Raw genomic sequence first — 18,150 nt, 5'->3', positions numbered from 1 at the left:
AGATGTGTATAAGAGACAGAAAATATAAGTAATAATAGTTAAAATTATAAATAATAATTATTAGTATAAGTTGATTATAGAGCAGTAGACTAAGAGGTATTCTTCATAATAATAAATTATTGAACTAAATAAAAAATTCTCTTATAAATTTATAATTGACAGAACGAGGATGTTAATAGTTTTAGGATGATATCACTAAATTTTTCGAGTAAACAAACCTTTATATGGGTTATATAGTAATATTTACTGGTTGCTTTGAATAAAAGATATAGTAGATAGTAGTTTAAGGGTGATTTAGTTTAAGTTAGGTTCAAAAGATTATATTTTTTGAATTTTTGTTATTTTATGAAGGAACTAAATGTAAAAAAGTAGAATTAATTTTACAAAGTGTTTTTTTATTAAAAATCAGTAGGTTTAGCAATTGAAACCTTATTTTTACAGTTAAGTCTTTGTTTAAATAAGGTGATAGAACTAATGAATGATGGCATCTGCTGGTTAAAGATTAATTATTAACTCAATAAAAAAGAGATTATTAAAGATATGGAGGTTTAGTTATGGCAACTTTAAATGAATATGAGATGACCCCAGTATTAAATGCTCAAACAAAGGACCCTGCTTATTTATTAGGGATGCACCAATTAGATGAAGATAAGGTGGTAGTAAGAGCTTTTGAACCACATGCAGAGAAAGTCTTTTTAATATCCAAGCAATTAGAAGAGGAAGTTGAGTTGGAATTAGTCCATGGAGACGGATTATTTGAGAAAGTGATTGAAATTGGAGATTCTTTCGATTATAAGTTAAAGTATAGAGGATATCATGGTGGAGAATGGGAGAGAAAAGATCCCTACTCATTTGCCCCGTATTTATCTGACTACGATTTATACTTATTTAGTGAAGGAAATCATCATAGAGTTTATGAAAAGATGGGAGCTCATTTAGTCACTCACCAAGGAGTAGAAGGTACTGTTTTTACAGTATGGGCACCAGAAGCTAAACGAGTAAGTGTAATCGGTAACTTTAATAGCTGGGATGGTAGAGTTCATCAAATGAGGTTGTTAGGACACTCTGGGGTTTGGGAGATATTTATCCCTAGCTTAGGAGAAGGTGAAGTCTATCGTTTTGAAATTCTAAGCAAAGAGGGCTATACTTTAATCAAATCTGATCCTTATGCATTTTATAGTGAGCTTCGTCCAGCCAATGCCTCCGTTGTCTATGATTATAATGGCAAGTATGAGTGGGAAGATGAGCAATGGATGGAGAAGAGAGCTAAAACCAACTGGTTAGAGAGACCTATGTCGGTATATGAGGTCAATTTAGGTTCTTGGGCTAGAGTACCAGAAGAAGAGAATAGATTCTTAAGTTATAGAGAATTAGCTGATAAACTAGTTGAGTATGTAAAACAGCATAAGTATACCCATGTGGAGTTGATGCCAGTTGCTGAGCATCCTCTTGATGAATCTTGGGGTTATCAGGTGACAGGGTATTTTGCAGTAACAAGTAGATTTGGTAAACCAGAAGATTTAATGTATTTAATTGATCAATTTCATCAAAATGATATTGGAGTAATTCTAGATTGGGTTCCAGGTCACTTTCCTAAAGATGCTCATGGTCTAGGGCGTTTTGATGGTTCAGCAGTCTATGAGCACTTAGATCCAAGGCTAGGAGAGCATCAAGATTGGGGAACATATATCTTTAATTATGGGAGAAATGAGGTTAAAAACTTCTTAATTTCTAATGCCCTTTATTGGCTAGATAAATTCCATATTGATGGTTTAAGAGTAGATGCGGTAGCTTCTATGATCTATTTAGATTATAGTAGAGAAGGTGACCAGTGGGTTCCAAATAAATATGGTGGTAGGGAGAACTTAGAAGCAATTGAATTCTTACAATATTTTAATTCTATTAGCCATGAATATTATCCAGGAATTCTAACTATAGCTGAGGAATCTACTGCCTTTGAAGGTGTATCAAGACCTACTTATCTTGGTGGCTTAGGCTTTTCTATGAAGTGGAATATGGGCTGGATGAATGATGCTTTAGAGTATATTGAAAAAGATCCTATCTATAGAAAGTATCATCACAATAACCTAACCTTCCCGTTGGTATATGCTTTTAATGAAAACTTTATGTTAGTCTTATCCCATGATGAGGTTGTGCATGGTAAGGGATCAATGATTAATAAGATGCCAGGTGACTATTGGCAGAAGTTTGCTAACTTGCGTGCCTTTTATGCATATATGTATGCTCATCCAGGAAAAAATTTAACCTTTATGGGTGGAGAGTTTGGCCAATGGAAAGAATGGAGTGCTACCCAAAGTCTAGATTGGAACCTATTAGATTTTGAAGCACACCAGAAACTACTAAATTTTATGACAGATTTAAATGGTATCTATCAAGAGCAAACAGCTTTGTGGGAGATAGATTTTAATTATGATGGTTTTGAATGGATAGACTGTAATGATGCTGATAGTAGTATCTTATCTTTTATGAGAAAAGGAAAGAATCCTGATGAGTTTATAATTGCTGTCTTTAACTTTACCCCTATTGAAAGAAGCAATTATAGAATAGGTGTTCCTAGAGAGGGATATTATGAAGAAATCTTAAATAGTAATGCAGGAAAGTACTGGGGAAGTAACTCTGGAAATATGGGTGGAGTTTGGTCTGAAGCTCATCCATGGCAGAATAGAGGATATTCAATTAATATTACGTTACCTCCATTAAGTGGCTTATACTTTAAATTTAAGAGATAGGGCTGATAATAGTTTTTGTGAGATCGAGCGTCAGATGTGTATAAGAGACAGGGATAATATATCTCAAGTTATTTTTTTGCAGATTATAGTTTAATTTTACTTAGTCATTTATGACTATGAAGTTTAAACAAATTAAACAAAAATATAATAAAAACAAAGGAATTAATTAATAAAACTAGAATAATAAATTATTAAACAAGGAGTGGTAATTATGGAAACAATCAATACTAAATTAAAGAATTTTAAATTAAGATTTGCTCAAAGAGATGATACCAATCTGATATTGGACTTTATTAAAGGTTTAGCAGAGTATGAGAATTTGTCCCATGCAGTAGTAGCTACTGAAGATATTTTACGAGAATCTTTATTTGAGCGTAAAGTAGCTGAAGTAATTATAGGAGAATATCAGGGTAAAACTGTTAGCTTTGCTATCTTTTTTCATAATTTTTCTACATTTCTAGGTCAACCAGGAATATATTTAGAAGATTTATTTGTAAAACCAGAATATCGTGGAAAAGGAATTGGCACAATCATGCTTTCTTATTTAGCTAAATTAGCTAAAGAACGAGGCTGTGGAAGATTTGAGTGGTCTTGTCTTGATTGGAATCAACCATCTATTGAATTCTATAAATCTATGGGAGCGGTAGTAATGGAAGAGTGGAGTGTATATCGAGTAACAGGTGATGCCTTAGATCAATTGGCAACAAAAGCAGAGATAGGTGCTAAGAATTAATATAACAAAGAGGAGTAGATTAATGGAGATTAGAAGAGCAAAAATAGAGGATTTAGGAAGAATAACCGATATTTATAATAATGCAATTATAAATACTACAGCAACCTTTGATATAGAGACTAAGAGTGTAGATTCTAGAAGAGACTGGTTTAATAGCCATGGTGAGAAATTACCTATCTTCGTTGCTGAAGCTGATGAAGTGATGGGCTGGGTATCTCTATCTAAACTTTTTGATAAAGGGGCATATGCTGGGACGGTAGAAATCTCTATCTATATAGATCAACAGTATAGAGGTAAGGGAGTTGGCAATGCTTTGATGGAAAGGATAGTCTTTCATGCTAAAGATAATGATAAGATACATACTGTCATTGCTAGAATTACTGGAGAGAATAAAGTTAGTGTTCATCTTCATCAGAAATTTGGTTTTGAATTTGTGGGAACTTTAAAGGAAGTAGGCTATAAATTTAGTAGATATATAGATGTTCATCTATATCAATTATTGGTATGAATAAGAATCAGACAATCTGTCTGATTCTTATTTTCATAGTAACTTTAGATATAGTCATTTATGAACAAAAAAAGAATTAATATAAATAAAAAAACTAAATTTAAATATATAAGTAATCTATGTTAAAATATAATTAATAATTATAAGAAGAGGCGAGATAATATGTTTAATTTTAGTGAAGGCCAAATATTAAAATTATTAGGTAAGTTAGCAAATGAGTGGGGAACTGGTCATAATAGTATTACTAGAATACTAAGTAATATTGAGAACTTTTTGGATAAGCATAGTAATAAGCTAAAATCATTGGATAAGGTTAAGCTATTGATTGCTATGTTAAAAGACCATTCTAATCAAAAATTTAAGGTTGAAGATGGTGCCTTAGGAATGATTATTGCTTGTTTAGCTTATATAATATTACCTAGTGATGTAGTACCTGATTTTATTCCAATTGCTGGCTTTGCTGATGATGCAGCTGCCTTAAAGCTAGCCTGGGATCAAATTAGAGGAGAGATTAAACGTTATAAATTATGGCAAGAAAATCAATTGATTGATAAAGCTGAATAATATTAATGTTTAATTATTAAAAGAATAATTAAATTATACTATATATTTTATAATCTGGAGTGATAGTAATGGCTGAATGTTGTGATAGATGTAAAAATAGATTATGTGCAAGTAAGGTTCCTATATTTTCTAATTTAACTGAGTCTGAGTTAATAGATATTATTAAGATGACTGGTCATGAAGAGTTTGGAAAAGGTGATACTATCTGTTTTGAAGGTTTAGAAGCAAATACGCTATACATTATTAATGAAGGTGAAATTAAATTATTTAAATATACTAAAGATGGCAAGGAACAAATTCTTCATATTCTCACAGCAGGTGATTTTTTTGGAGAGTTAAATCTCTTAAAAGGAGGAGAGTATAGCTTTAGTGCAGAAGCAATTACTTCTACTAGACTCTGTACCTTAACTAAAGAGAAGATGAAAAGTATTATTTTAGAAAAACCAGAGATTGCTTTAAAAATAATGGAGACCTTAGCAGATAGGCTTAATAGTTTAGAGACATTAGCTCAAAATCTAGCTACCAATGAAGTGGAGGTAAGGTTAGCTTATATGTTATTAGAGCTGAAAAAAGAGTATGGTAAAGAGACTACTGAAGGTATAGAGATGAAGATACCTATTACTAGAGAAGATATGTCTAATTATACTGGTGTGGCCCGTGAGACAGTTAGTAGAAAATTAAAGGTTTTTGAAGAGGAAGGAATTATTAAGTTGGTAGGTAATAAGAAGATAATTATTTTAAATGAAGAGAGATTACGTTTAATGCAGTAATAAAGAACAACTTAGATTTAATTTAAAATTAAGAATAAATATAGATACGAGTTAAAAAACAACTCTGCATGTGAAACCACAACCAAATTATCGCTTTTTCATTATATAGTTGACCCTAAAACTTGAAAAGTTTTGGGGTTTTTATATTTAAACAAAAAATTTGATTCCAATCACATCTTTATTTTATTACTTATCCTATAATTAAGTTGAGCTTAAGGAAAAGAGACGATTAAAACTTAACTATAAATTAGGAGGAGATAAAGATGACTAAAGAGATTAAAGTTGCCGAGAATACTTATTGGGTTGGTTATGTTGATGATAGAAAGGTTCCTTTTCATCGCTTGACTTTAGAGAAAGGTACAACCTATAATAGTTATTTATTAAAGACAGAAAAACCAACTGTGATTGATACTGTAGATATTAGTTTTGGAAAGGTGTTTATAGATAGATTAAGTGAGCATATTGATCCAGCAGAGATTAAATATATAGTAATTAACCATGTAGAACCAGACCATTCAGGAGGATTACCTGCATTAGCAAATAAAGCTAAAGATGCTGTGATTGTAACTACTGAGTTAGGTGCTAAAGAGTTAAAAGAGATGTACCGTTTATATGACAGAGAGTTCTTAATTGTTAAAGATGGCGATAAGCTAGATATTGGAGGAAAGCAGTTGATCTTCTTTGAAACCCCATATCTACACACAGAAGAGACGATGATTACCTACTGTATTGAGGATAAAGTCCTATATCCTTGTGATATCTTCAGTAGCCATGTAGCCACCTATGAATTATTTAACGATTTAGCATTAGAAGATATTACTGAAGATTTTGAGGTTTATTATCAATTGATTATGCATCCTCATCGCCCTTATGTCCAAGATATGATTAAAAAGATTGAAAATTTAGAGATAGAAACTATTGCACCTTCTCATGGATATATCTTAAGGAATAATCCTCAAAAATATATTGATATTTATGATAAGATGAGCAGAGCTACTAACAAGGAGAAGAGAGCATTAATTCTTTATTCAACAATGACTGGGAATACTAGAAATATAGCAAAACAATTACGTGATGGGTTAGAAGAGAAGCAGATAACGACTAAGGTAATTAATATTAAGAAAAATACTGATATAGATAAAATCAAAGATGAAATTAAGAATTCTGATGCTATCTTCTTTGGCAGTTCCACTAGATATGGAGATATAGTAGGTGGAATGGAAGATGTATTAAAAGAGTTAGCAGAGATAGACTTATCAGATAAATTGGGTGTTGCTTTTGGTTCCTATGGTTGGAGTGGTGAAGCTGTAGAGGTAATCAATGATTATCTAAAGGAGAGTAGCATTAAAATTGTAGATAGCTCACTGATTATTAAGAATACTGGAATGGATAATTTACAATTTCCAATTAGAGTTAAATTCTCTCCAGGAGAAGTTGAAAGTCAAAGTCTAAAGGGGTCTGCTTATATAGTAGGAGATTTATTATTAGCTTAGGCTAATTAAGAATCGGGAATCGGTTATCAGGAATCTGTATTTTTTACTAATCACTGAACTCAAGGAGGAGATATCATGAAAAAGAATAAATTTACTATAAAAGATAGAATAGGTGCTATTGTTGCAGAGTTTCCTAAAGCTGTTGAAATTTTTATGGAGTATAATATAGACTTCTGTTGTGGTGGTGATAGAGAACTTAGAGTAGCTATTGAAGAAGGAGCTCTACCAGCTCAAGAGGTTATTAAAAGGTTAAATCAAGCTTATCAAGAGTTTAATCACCAAGATGAAGATATTGATTGGCGTCAGGAGAAGATGACTGATTTAATAGATTATATTGTCAATACTCACCATCAATTTATGAGAGTAGAACTACCTGTCTTAAATGAACTCTTAAATAGAATCTTAAATGCCCATTATTTAAAAGAAGGAGAGTTATTGGGGAGAATTCATAAGCTCTTTTATCAATTAAGGGGTGAAATTGAGGAACATTTAATTAAAGAAGAGAAATTGCTCTTCCCAATAATTAAAGAATATGAAGATAAAGGAACAGATGAGAAATTAGAAAAAGCATTAAAGGTAATGGCAGAGACGGAAGATGAACATGACCATGCAGGAGATATCTTAAAAGAGGTTAGAAGATTAACTGCTAACTATCAATTACCTGAAGGAGTCTGCAGAACCTTTGCCTTGACTTATGATAAGTTTGAAGAAATAGAGCAGGACTTGTTCCAGCATATTCATTTAGAGAATAATATTCTATTTGAAAGATTAAAGAAGTGTGAAACTGAATTATAGATATCCAAGTCTAAAGTGTAATTTAGTGGAGATAGTGCGACACTTTTAAAATTAGCGTGAGTGGGTGTGTGAGTGTGAGTGTGAGTAAACCCCAATAAAAAGAAGTTTTACACACACTCATGGCTCACACTCGACACAAAGTGTCCCACTATCTTTCTATTGTTTCATTCTAAAGTTGGACACCTATATAACTATTCAACTTTCAAAAAATAATATAATTAAATAAAGAGTTTAAAAGAAGGGGCTGAGATTCTCCTTCTTTTTATTATGTAAATATTGGAGTTTGAAGGATAAAGCTAAAGATTATAGAATAAAAGAGTATCAATAATTAATTATATCAAATTGTCATTTAGATCAGGAGGTACTTATGAAAGAAGAAGAGATTATTCTAAAGCTGAATAATTTTAATGAACTCTTTATTCCAAGAGAGACAAACCCTTTAGAGCAAGAGGACTTATTTGAAAGTGGAATAAAGAAGATATATATGACCTTAAATAATGATTGGAAAGCAGTTAAGTATCATATTAAGATATTTGTTCCTGAAGATGAGATAGATAGCTATACAGTAAAAGAAGTTAAAGATGCTATTAATAGATATTGTGAATATAAAATTAAAGAAGTGAAAAAAGAGAATAGGTTTCATAAATTAGAGTTTATTAAGACATCTGCACAAGGTATTTCAGTCTTAGTCTTAGCACTATTTTTATCTTTCTTTATTGAAAAAAAGGATATCTTTACTCCTTTATTTAATAGAATTATAAGAGAAGGATTGTTTATTGGGGCCTGGGTCAGTCTCTGGCATCCTTTTGAATTAATCCTATATAATCGCTGGGATGATAAGTGGGAATATTTAATTTATGAAGAGATTAAAAAGATGAAGATTAGTATAGATATCAATTAATTTTGATTGGTTAAAAATTATAAGGAGTGACTAAAATGTTAGATCACAAATATAATAGTTATGAAGATTTATTAAAAAATAATCAAGAATGGGTTGAAAATAAGTTGTCAAAGGACAAAAATTATTTTGAAGAATTATCTAAACCCCAAAAGCCTCCTTTTTTATTTATAGGATGTTCAGACAGTAGAAAGCCCTTAAATACAATTACTCAAACAGAGCCTGGAGAGATATTTGTACATAGAAATATAGCCAATCAGATATCTTTGACAGATATGAACTTTTTATCTATTTTAGAATATGCAATTTTAGATTTAAAGGTAGAACATATTATAGTCTGTGGACATTATAACTGTGGTGGTGTAGAAGCAGTTTATAAAGGTGCCGATGGATTGGTTGAAAACTGGATTATGCCGATTAAAGATCTAGCTTTAATTAATAAAGATGAATTAGAAAAAATTGATGATATGCAACAAAGAATAGATAGATTGGCAGAAATAAATGTTGTTGCTCAAGTAAAGAACTTATGTAAGACCTCAATTATACATAAAGCATTTAAAAAGCAAGAATATCCTCAAATTCATGGGTGGATTTTTGATATTTACTGTGGTAAAATCAAAGCTTTAGAGTTACCTTTAAAAGAGTGGAAAGATAAAGGAATTATTCCAAATTGCTATTATTCGCAGATTTAGCCCCAATTTTATTTAAGTTATAACTTAAATAAATCAAAAAAGCAGGTAATAGATTAATCTATTACCTGCTTTTTTGATTTTGATAGTAAGAATATATCTATTTTGATAATGGCAAGCTAATCAATAATATATAGTAATTAGGAGGTAATATTATTTTTGATTTAGATATAATAATGATGATTTTAATTCAACTTGTTAATATTGGAATATGGATTGCTATAATTTACTTTGGAATAAAAGTTGTTAAAAAATTATTTGTTGCCTTGGAAGCAATTCTTGAGATTAAAGTTATCTTAAAGCAGATAAGAGATAAGCTAGAGTAAACACTTTGTAAAAAAGATCATAAAATATCGTTGTTAGATATTCTTTAATAGTATTACAAGCAAAAAGGGTCCTAATATAGCTAATAATATAATTCCAAATCCTAAAAATACAAAGAGAATCTCTTTCCAATATTAACTAAAGATAATGTAAGGAATTGAGAACTTAATGTATTGTTAACCTTAATTTCTAAAGTATATAATTTAGCTAATAGAAGGGAGAAGCTTAGAGAGCAATCAATTAGCAATAACAAATCCTCATTTTTCTAATGAGCTTATTGAATGGGATGGTTCTCCTTTTACTACTAAGCAAGTTATGATTAAGTTAGACAACAAATTTAAAGAAATAATGAAGAAATATCCTTAGATATTGGAGGTTTATTGATGAAACTAAAACTTTTCTCTTTAATCCTAGTTGCTATGATAATGGTAATTACTAGCTCTTGTAGTCATGGCCAAGTTGTTACTTTTAAGATAAATAATAATTCCAATCAGGATATAGATAAAGTAGAGATATTTATATTAGGCGGTTTAAATAAAAAGTTCGATAGCAAAATTGTAGATAAGATTCCTAAAGGAGAAGATAAAGCTATAAAGTGGAATGTTGATGATATAGTCAAAACTGATGGGGATTTTGAAATAAGAATAGACTCTGGGGAGAATAGTAGAAGTAGAGGATTTGGATATTTTTCAAATGGTATACACCTCTCTAGATATTATTATATAAATATAACTAATGATAGTATAGAAATTAGTATATAGGAGAATTAAATTGAGATATAAATTAGTGATATTAGGTAATTTAAGTGGATTGAATAGTTTAATAGAAAAAGTAGAAATTGTTCTTATAATAATATTATTTCTTTCAGCTGTAGTTTATATAATTTTACTTAAGGAGAATAAATTAGAGTTTATTCTTGCTATGATAATCAATGTTAGATTAGGAATGTCTATACTTTTAGAATACTCTTCTATTTACTCTATTAAATATCCAAATTATTCTGAAATAATAAACTTGGTTCCCCATTTCTACAACTATATAATGATATTATCTATATACTTTAGAAAAGATAATAAAATATCGAGAATAATAATGTTTATCTTATCAGTTATATTTCTTTTCATATATATACAGAACAATCCTAAAGTGATAAGCAGACCGTAATCAGTCAACTTAGCTGATAACATACACTTCTATATAAATTAAAAATAAACAAATGCGATAGGAGGAATATCAATGTTAGAGTTTCTAAGCCATAGAACTTTTTCAACTATAACCTTAGGAATTTTAATCTGTGTAATAGGATTAATTCTTCCATTAGCTATTTCTAATAATTCCTTAAATAAATATGTATTCTTATTTTGTTTTTCTAGTGGCTTTTCTTTAGTATTATTTGCTATATCCTTTAAAAATTTTCGTTCACTTAAAGTAGTTGTTATCATGGCTATACTAGCTAAATGGATTCCTATAATTTTAATTTATTTATCCTCAAAGTTAGGGTTGAAGTTAAGTGTATCGACTAAAAGTAGTCTCTCTATGTTAATAAGTCTAGTACTATTAAAAGGGGCAATGCTTAATCCAAGATATTGGAAGTAAATATATGATAAAGAATTTAAAGAATTGAAAAAGTTAGAAAAAATGATTCTAAGAAAAGATTAGCAAGAGTTATCTCAAAGGAGGTAATAATATATTAAATATGAAGTATCTAGCATACATTATAAACCATATTATATTATTAGTAATAATAGCAACTCTAGTTTTTGTTATCAAACATATTTTTAAAGTAACCAAAAAGCTTTTAAGCTCCCCAAAGAAATTTTTAATAATCCCATCAGCTAGTGTTATTAGTAGTCTCCTAATTATTTTTATCAATCTTTATCGTTGGGATTTAATAGATTTATTTACTGTTTTTTTTGAACCTTTATTAGAGTTAGCAATTCAGGGTATCTTTTTTGCTACACTAATTTTTAGCATTAGATATCTTATACTTGAACTAAGAACCAATAATTATCGAGAATTAAAGTCTTATAGATTTATGGTACCTATCTTTATTGCTTTACTAACATTCTTAATTACAATCCAAATTCCCTTTAATGAACTATCAATCCATAATAATTTTGAAAAGCATTATGAACAAAGAGAAAAAGTAGTAACTATGATTAAAGGAGGAGAGTTAAACTCTAATTCATCAACTAATAACTTTATTCAACTACCACCTGAATACGAACACCTCTCTAGAGGAGGTGGAAAAGTTATGGTTAGAAGAGAAGATGGAGTAATCAAAGTATTCTTCTTTACCTTCAGAGGAATTTTAGACAGCTTTTCTGGGTTTATGTATTCTTCTGATAATCAAAGACCTACTAGAAATGAGTTTAATGGAGATTTTAAAGAGTTTGAGAAGTTTAGAGAACATTGGTTTTGGGGAGCATCTTATTAATAAATCAATTAATCTGGAGTGATATTTATGGCTAAAAAAAGATGGATAGTTAATCTAGATAATAAAGAGTATAAAATACAATTAAATCATGGATATTTTTCAGGAAGAAAGACAATCAAAGTCAATGATGAAATTATTTATCAAGGAAAACAGATTTTTGATCAAGGTGGTAACTACCCTTTTAAGATAGGAAGTCATAAATTATTTATTGAGATTACTATAAATGGGCGGACCTTTGATTACGATCTTATTGTTGATGGGATTTCATTAGCTACAGGAGAGAGGATGGTAGATTCTGGATTAGATGAATGGAAAGAGATGAAAAGAAAAGGTAAAAATAAATACTTTTTTTATAAAGCTTTTTTAAAGAATGGCATTGGAAGAGGGAGCTTTTTTGCTATAACTTTTACAGGATTTATGTATATTATTAACGATATAGAAGAAGATCATTTTTATACTTATCTTTTTCCGCTATTATTAATCTCAATTATACTATTCTCATTATTGGGATATTTTGAAGCTAAATCCATTTGGAATGATTATCAAAATAAATATGATGAAAAATAAAACAATTAGGTGTTTTATGATAATTATTTTTCTATTTGTTTTTTAACTAAGAGATTTAGATTCTATTTTTTCTAATTGAAATTACAGATTAATATAAGAGGTGAGAAGAATGAGTCAGCCATCCCAAGTTATTGAGATTGGTGCAAAGGATACAAAAGGAAGGATTATGATTCATACTAAAGTATTGAAGTATTTAATTGGAATAGTTGTTAGAGCAATAGAAGAAGTGGTAGGTATGGGAACTGGATATTTTGATTCTTTTAATGAATTATGGGGTAGAGTAAAACTATTAAAAGGAATAGAAGTTGATATAAATCAAGGCAAAATCAGTGTTAAAATTGCTATACTAATAGAAGAAGAGGGTGAAAGTGAACAAATAGTTAAGAAAATTAAAGAACTTGTTCAAGCTATGTTAAAGGATAAGGTTGGAATCGAAGCTAAGTTCATTGAAGTTAAGGTTACAAGAATAAAATATAATCTAGTGAAAATTTTTAATAGGAAAAGAACTATTCCAAATATATTAAATAATGATAAGATTAAAAAAGATACAATTGATATTGAGAAAATTAAATATAATTCAACTGAGGAGCTCATAGGGATAATAGCCAGACAAGTAGATGGAGTAGCATGTATGTCTAAGACTAATATTGTCAACGCATTATTAGGTCGAGAAGATTTATCTCAAGGAGTAAAAATAGAAGAGGAAAAGTCAGGAATAATTATAGATTTATATCTGATTATTGAAGCTAGGAGAATAATTTATCAAGTAGCTCAATTAGTGCAAGATGTTATTTTAGATACACTACAGGAAAATACCAAGTTTAAAGTTAAGGAGGTTAATATCCATATCCAAGGTATTAAGGTTTAAAAAACTACAGTTTCAAGGGAGACGTGAAATGTATAATAAGAAATTAATTATTTGTGTACTAATTGTGATACTAATACTTAGTGGTCTTTATATAAATAATAATCTATATAAGCTAACTACTACTTATGGGCTTTGGGATACCAATTGGGACTTTGAGGTGATTTTTGTATTATTCATCAGTTGGGTAATTGTTCCATTCCAATGGAATCTGGTCCATTGATTAATCCTATAATCCCAGTTATTAATAAAAATAAGCCAAATAAAATAATAAAAATAGTTGTAAATTCAAAATCTCCAGTAAAGATAGAGATAATTATATCTAAGATATTTTCTTTAAGCGATACTTCTTCAAATTCTAAAATGCCCAGAATAAAGAGTGCTGCACCTAATAATACTATAATCACTAATAAAATATACCTTGAATCTAAAATTGCTATGATAGATTTTGAAAAGCCTAGAATGATAAATAGGATCATAAAAAGAAGAACTATTGTAATCAGTAGATAACGTTTCATTATACACCTCATTTAAAAGTTTACTTATATTTATAATATCCAAGATAATGAATTGATATTTAGAGATTATGATAAATAGAGTTTAAAGTTGGTGTATTTATCTTACTAATATGTACAGAATAAATAGTAATTAGAAGCTAGGAGGTACAAACTAATGGAGAGATATATTTCTAAGGTTCAAACTCCTAAGGTCAGTATTGCGCCTATGATAGACAGAACTGTCAGGTATTTTAGATATTTTTGCCGTCTGCTTACTAAAAATTCGTTACTTTATACAGAGATGATAACCACCCATGCTATTATTCATGGTAATAGAGATAAAATCTTAGGATTTGATGATTTCGAAAAACCGATTTCTTTGCAGATAGCTGGGTCAAACCCCCAAGAGGTCTACGAAGCAGTTAAGATTGCTGAAGCTTGGGATTATGATGAGATAAATCTCAATGTAGGTTGCCCATCTAATCGAGTTTCAGGGCATATGATGGGAGCTGTATTGATGGCTTATCCTAAATTGGTAGCTGAGTTAGTGCTATCAGAGAGGCTACCGATAAACCTGTAACTGTTAAACATAGAATTGGAATTGATGGAGCAGGTATTTTGCCAAATAACTTTCCAAAGATTATATTTGATAAGTATGATGATATGGCACGCTTTATCGAGATAGTGGAAAAGTCTAAAGTTGATAGATTTACTATTCATGCTAGGATAGCTATTCTGGCTGGATTAAGTGCTAAAGAGAATAGAAATGTTCCTCCTTTGAGATATGAAGATGTTTATAGGTTAAAGAATAATTTTCCATACTTGAATATAGAGATTAATGGAGGAATTAAGACTCTAGCTCAAATGGAAAAGCATCTTGCTTATGTAGATGGGGTAATGTTAGGAAGAGTTGCTTATGATAATCCTTTCATTTTAACAGAAGTAGATAAACTATTTAAGAATGGTGATGTCAATAATATTAGTAGAAAGGAAGTAATAGAAGGATTAATTACTTTTGTCGAGAAAATAGAAAATAATGGGGGAAGTGGTTATGAAGTCTTGCGCCACACTTTAGGATTATTCTATGGAGTGGCAGGTAGTAAAAAGTGGAGGCAGTTGATTAATCCACCTTGGCAGAAGGGCTATAGTGGAAGAGATATTTTAGAAAAAGCATTAAGGGTTTTGCCCACGAAGTCCTTAAACAATTGAATAATTAAGCAGATATAAGTATCTAAAAACTACTAATTAGAAAGGATGATAAAAATGAATCAAACAATAGAAACAATGAAAGACCATAGAAGTATTAGAAGTTATCTTGACAAGGATGTATCAGCAGAGATTATTGACAATCTAATCGAGGTTGCTCAAGCTGCACCAACTTCTATTAATGGTCAGCATCCATCAATAATTGTAGTCAGAGATAAAGAGAGAAAGGAAAAAGTAGCAGAATTAGCAGGTGGACAACCATGGATTGCTGAGGCACCAGTCTTCTTCTTATTTGTAGGTGATTTCTATAAGGCCAAGTTGGCAGCAGATAAGGTTGATAAAGAGTTAGTAATTACAGATAGTGTAGAGTCCTCACTTGTAGCTGCTGTTGATATAGGGTTAGCTATGCAGAATGTAATTACAGCAGCCGAGTCTTTAGGTTTAGGAATTGTTCCTATCGGAGGTATCCGTCGCAATCCTCAAGAGATGATAGAGCTATTTAATCTACCTGAATATGCTTATCCTATGGTAGGTTTAGTAATTGGACATCCAGCAGATAAATCTAAGAAGAAGCCACGGATGCCCAAAGAGGCTTTTAGACATGATGAAGAGTATAACAAAGAGAAGCTACCTGCTTTGATAGATGATTATGATCAAGAGATGGCAGCTTATCTTAAAGAAATTGGTAGAGAACAAGAAAAAAATTGGACTTCTTATATCATGGAATTCTATAATCAAGTTTATTTCCCAAAAGTTTACCCTACTATGAAAGAACAAGGATTTAAAAATGAAAAATAATATAGTTTATTTAATGATCTACTTTTAAAAGTAGATCATTTTTATTTCATAAATCAAGATAAGTATAATCTTATAAAGGGATTAGTAAATTAATAGAGAATATATTAAATAGTAATCTTTATCAATAAGAAACAGATATAATTCTATAATAGTAATAAAGGAGGAACCTAGATGAAGATATATTCTTGGAATGTAAATGGTATTAGAGCAGTACATAAGAAAGGCTTTCTAGATTGGGTAGCAGAAGAGAGTCCTGATATTCTCTGCTTACAGGAGATTAGAGTACAAGAAGATCAATTAATAGATAAGCTAAAGAATATAGATGGATATAATTCTTATTTTAATTATGGTGAAAGAAAGGGATATAGTGGAGTAGCTATTTATAGTAAAGAGGAACCACTATCTGTTCGTAATGGTATTGGTATTGAGCGATTTGATGAGGAAGGTAGAGTAATTACAGCAGAGTATAGTGAGTTTACCTTGATTAATATCTATTTCCCCAATGGTCGTAGTAGTAAGAAAAGACTACAATACAAGCTTGATTTTCATGAGGCTATCCTTGAATATTGTGAAGAGCTAAAAAAGGATGGTAAGAAACTAGTTATCTGTGGTGATTATAATATAGCCCATACTGAGATAGATTTGAAAAATCCAAAGGATAATGAGGATAAGTCTGGATTTTTGCCTGTTGAGAGAGCTTGGATAGATAAAGTTATTGACTATGGTTATGTAGATACCTATAGAAGCTTTCATCCTGATGAGGTTAAATACTCTTGGTGGAGTTATAGAACAAAAGCCAGAGAGAGAGATGCAGGTTGGAGAATAGATTATCATTTCGTGAGTGAAAATTTGATAAGTCAGGTAAGTGATGCCCAAATATTAACTGAAGTAATGGGATCAGACCACTGTCCAGTAATGATAGAATTGAATATTTAAATTTTGGAAGCACCTCGTAAAATTACGAGGTGCTTTACTTTCAAAATCATTAGTACCATTACATAGTTAATTTAAATAGAACTTTTACTTTATATAGCAAATAAAGAGGTTTTTGTAATTATTTATAGAATAATATAATAGTATCTATTAGAGAGTTAGAAAGGAGTTAGATGAAGGTGGATAAGGTTAGGCTAGTAGCATTATTTTTAGTTTTCTTCTTATCTTATAGCTTATTAGCACCTATAAAAGTGATAGGAAAAGAAGATGGCAAATTAGATGCATTTGAAAAAGAGATTTCTGGGGGAAGTGATAAGGATAATAATCAAGATGTAGATAATGGCTCTGAGGAGAAAGATAGTGATTCTTTTGACGAATTTTGGGATAAGAATCATGATCTTTTAGATTTAGATTGGGATGATGATGAAAAGAAATATAGCAGTAACTCTCATAATTATAAATCAAATACTTCAGTTAAATATGAAAATGGAATAAACTTTAGCAATATATCTTATAGGGTATCTGTAGCAAATCATTTTGTTTCTGATGATATAACAGGCTTACGGTTAAATTTAAAACTTGGGCTAAATAAATTTGGATTAAATTTTAATTACAGTGATTATAAAGAAGAATTAAACAATGGAGATGAGCACTTATATTTTACTGAAGGTTTAATTACCTATGATTTTCTGTCAGATCAAGGGTGGAAGTTTATTGGCGGTTTCGGCTTAGAGAATATTTCAGGTGATGAAGATAATTTGGGATTAAAGTTTGCTTGTGAAATGAACTATTCTCAAGCACCTATAACTGTATATTTTGATTTAGGTACTTCTTATTTTGAAGATAGTACTTTAACGGAATTAACACCAGGTATTTCCTATAGTTTTGGCACTTTTGAAATTGAAGGGGCTTATAGAGTACTTAAAGTTTCTGATCAAAAATTAGAAGGCCCTGAACTTAAGCTTATATATAACTTTGATTAGAATAACTACATATTTATCTAAAAGACTTAATTTGTAGAAAACCATCTTGTGTAATATTACACAAGATGGTTTTCTTTCTCTAAATAGATTAATAAAAGTTAGCTTTTATGTTATACTTTAAATATATAGTTATCCAATTTTCTAAAATTGGATAACAGTGACAAGTAAAAATCAAAAGAAAAGATAGTTAGCACTAATATACACTAATAAGATATTAAAAAAATAAATTATTTACATAATCTATATATGATTAAACTGCGAAAAAATAAAATAAACACTCCAAATTTTATTTTATTTACGATATTATATATCTATTGGAGTGTGATGATGATGTTAATAA

Annotated in this window: 19 protein-coding genes and 1 pseudogene; 19 read left to right on the top strand and 1 reads right to left on the bottom strand. The window is 30.0% G+C overall.

What is annotated here, in order from left to right; translation table 11 throughout:
- Positions 1 to 554 precede the first annotated feature (554 nt).
- The 15 genes from glgB to ACTCDL_RS08140 all read left to right on the top strand — a co-directional run bounded on the left by glgB (position 555) and on the right by ACTCDL_RS08140 (position 13,396).
- A complete protein-coding gene (glgB, locus tag ACTCDL_RS08210; RefSeq protein WP_463175704.1) occupies positions 555 to 2,750 on the top strand; it encodes a 1,4-alpha-glucan branching protein GlgB in 2,196 nt (731 codons plus the stop codon).
- 211 nt (positions 2,751 to 2,961) lie between these two features.
- Positions 2,962 to 3,483: a GNAT family N-acetyltransferase gene (locus ACTCDL_RS08205; protein ID WP_463175701.1), complete on the top strand. Its 522-nt coding sequence runs from the start codon at positions 2,962 to 2,964 to the stop codon at positions 3,481 to 3,483.
- Positions 3,484 to 3,505: 22 nt separating this feature from the next.
- Entirely contained in the window at positions 3,506 to 3,991 is a 486-nt protein-coding gene (locus tag ACTCDL_RS08200; protein WP_463175700.1) for an N-acetyltransferase family protein, read from the top strand.
- A 162-nt stretch (positions 3,992 to 4,153) separates the two neighbouring features.
- Positions 4,154 to 4,555, top strand: coding sequence for a YkvA family protein (locus tag ACTCDL_RS08195; protein ID WP_463175699.1), 402 nt, complete (start codon positions 4,154 to 4,156; stop codon positions 4,553 to 4,555).
- Between the two features lie 68 nt (positions 4,556 to 4,623).
- Positions 4,624 to 5,325, top strand: coding sequence for a Crp/Fnr family transcriptional regulator (locus ACTCDL_RS08190; protein ID WP_463175697.1), 702 nt, complete (start codon positions 4,624 to 4,626; stop codon positions 5,323 to 5,325).
- Positions 5,326 to 5,588: 263 nt separating this feature from the next.
- Complete coding sequence (locus ACTCDL_RS08185) at positions 5,589 to 6,818, top strand: FprA family A-type flavoprotein (RefSeq protein WP_463175696.1); 1,230 nt, start codon at positions 5,589 to 5,591, stop codon at positions 6,816 to 6,818.
- 75 nt (positions 6,819 to 6,893) lie between these two features.
- Positions 6,894 to 7,613: an iron-sulfur cluster repair di-iron protein gene (gene ric, locus ACTCDL_RS08180; protein ID WP_463175695.1), complete on the top strand. Its 720-nt coding sequence runs from the start codon at positions 6,894 to 6,896 to the stop codon at positions 7,611 to 7,613.
- 367 nt (positions 7,614 to 7,980) lie between these two features.
- Complete coding sequence (locus ACTCDL_RS08175) at positions 7,981 to 8,514, top strand: hypothetical protein (RefSeq protein ID WP_463175694.1); 534 nt, start codon at positions 7,981 to 7,983, stop codon at positions 8,512 to 8,514.
- A 35-nt stretch (positions 8,515 to 8,549) separates the two neighbouring features.
- Positions 8,550 to 9,203 carry a carbonic anhydrase gene (locus ACTCDL_RS08170; protein WP_463175691.1) on the top strand — a complete coding sequence of 218 codons (654 nt, stop codon included), beginning with the start codon at positions 8,550 to 8,552 and terminating at the stop codon, positions 9,201 to 9,203.
- Positions 9,204 to 9,376: 173 nt separating this feature from the next.
- A complete protein-coding gene (locus ACTCDL_RS08165; RefSeq protein ID WP_463175689.1) occupies positions 9,377 to 9,526 on the top strand; it encodes a hypothetical protein in 150 nt (49 codons plus the stop codon).
- 381 nt (positions 9,527 to 9,907) lie between these two features.
- Positions 9,908 to 10,285 carry a hypothetical protein gene (locus ACTCDL_RS08160; RefSeq protein WP_463175688.1) on the top strand — a complete coding sequence of 126 codons (378 nt, stop codon included), beginning with the start codon at positions 9,908 to 9,910 and terminating at the stop codon, positions 10,283 to 10,285.
- 475 nt (positions 10,286 to 10,760) lie between these two features.
- On the top strand, positions 10,761 to 11,120 hold the full coding sequence (locus ACTCDL_RS08155) for a hypothetical protein (protein ID WP_463175686.1): 360 nt from the start codon (positions 10,761 to 10,763) through the stop codon (positions 11,118 to 11,120).
- 100 nt (positions 11,121 to 11,220) lie between these two features.
- Complete coding sequence (locus ACTCDL_RS08150; RefSeq protein WP_463175684.1) at positions 11,221 to 11,961, top strand: hypothetical protein; 741 nt, start codon at positions 11,221 to 11,223, stop codon at positions 11,959 to 11,961.
- A gap of 27 nt (positions 11,962 to 11,988) precedes the next feature.
- Positions 11,989 to 12,528: a hypothetical protein gene (locus tag ACTCDL_RS08145; RefSeq protein WP_463175682.1), complete on the top strand. Its 540-nt coding sequence runs from the start codon at positions 11,989 to 11,991 to the stop codon at positions 12,526 to 12,528.
- Between the two features lie 109 nt (positions 12,529 to 12,637).
- Complete coding sequence (locus ACTCDL_RS08140; RefSeq protein ID WP_463175681.1) at positions 12,638 to 13,396, top strand: Asp23/Gls24 family envelope stress response protein; 759 nt, start codon at positions 12,638 to 12,640, stop codon at positions 13,394 to 13,396.
- 176 nt (positions 13,397 to 13,572) lie between these two features.
- Here ACTCDL_RS08140 and ACTCDL_RS08135 read toward each other — a convergent pair whose 3' ends face one another.
- Positions 13,573 to 13,911 (bottom strand): hypothetical protein, encoded by a 339-nt coding sequence (locus ACTCDL_RS08135; protein ID WP_463175679.1) that lies wholly within the window; start codon positions 13,909 to 13,911, stop codon positions 13,573 to 13,575.
- A gap of 154 nt (positions 13,912 to 14,065) precedes the next feature.
- Between ACTCDL_RS08135 and dusA the strand changes: the two are divergent.
- The 4 genes and pseudogenes from dusA to ACTCDL_RS08115 all read left to right on the top strand — a co-directional run bounded on the left by dusA (position 14,066) and on the right by ACTCDL_RS08115 (position 17,810).
- Positions 14,066 to 15,099: pseudogene (gene dusA / locus ACTCDL_RS08130) on the top strand (tRNA dihydrouridine(20/20a) synthase DusA).
- A gap of 54 nt (positions 15,100 to 15,153) precedes the next feature.
- Complete coding sequence (locus tag ACTCDL_RS08125) at positions 15,154 to 15,894, top strand: NADPH-dependent oxidoreductase (RefSeq protein ID WP_463175678.1); 741 nt, start codon at positions 15,154 to 15,156, stop codon at positions 15,892 to 15,894.
- A 171-nt stretch (positions 15,895 to 16,065) separates the two neighbouring features.
- On the top strand, positions 16,066 to 16,830 hold the full coding sequence (locus tag ACTCDL_RS08120) for an exodeoxyribonuclease III (RefSeq protein WP_463175677.1): 765 nt from the start codon (positions 16,066 to 16,068) through the stop codon (positions 16,828 to 16,830).
- A gap of 176 nt (positions 16,831 to 17,006) precedes the next feature.
- Positions 17,007 to 17,810 (top strand): hypothetical protein, encoded by an 804-nt coding sequence (locus ACTCDL_RS08115; RefSeq protein ID WP_463175676.1) that lies wholly within the window; start codon positions 17,007 to 17,009, stop codon positions 17,808 to 17,810.
- Positions 17,811 to 18,150: the final 340 nt, after the last annotated feature.

This window comes from Orenia sp., from assembly GCF_055140805.1.
Note: the sequence above shows the minus strand (reverse complement) of the source record. Positions and strands in the feature narration are given on the sequence as shown.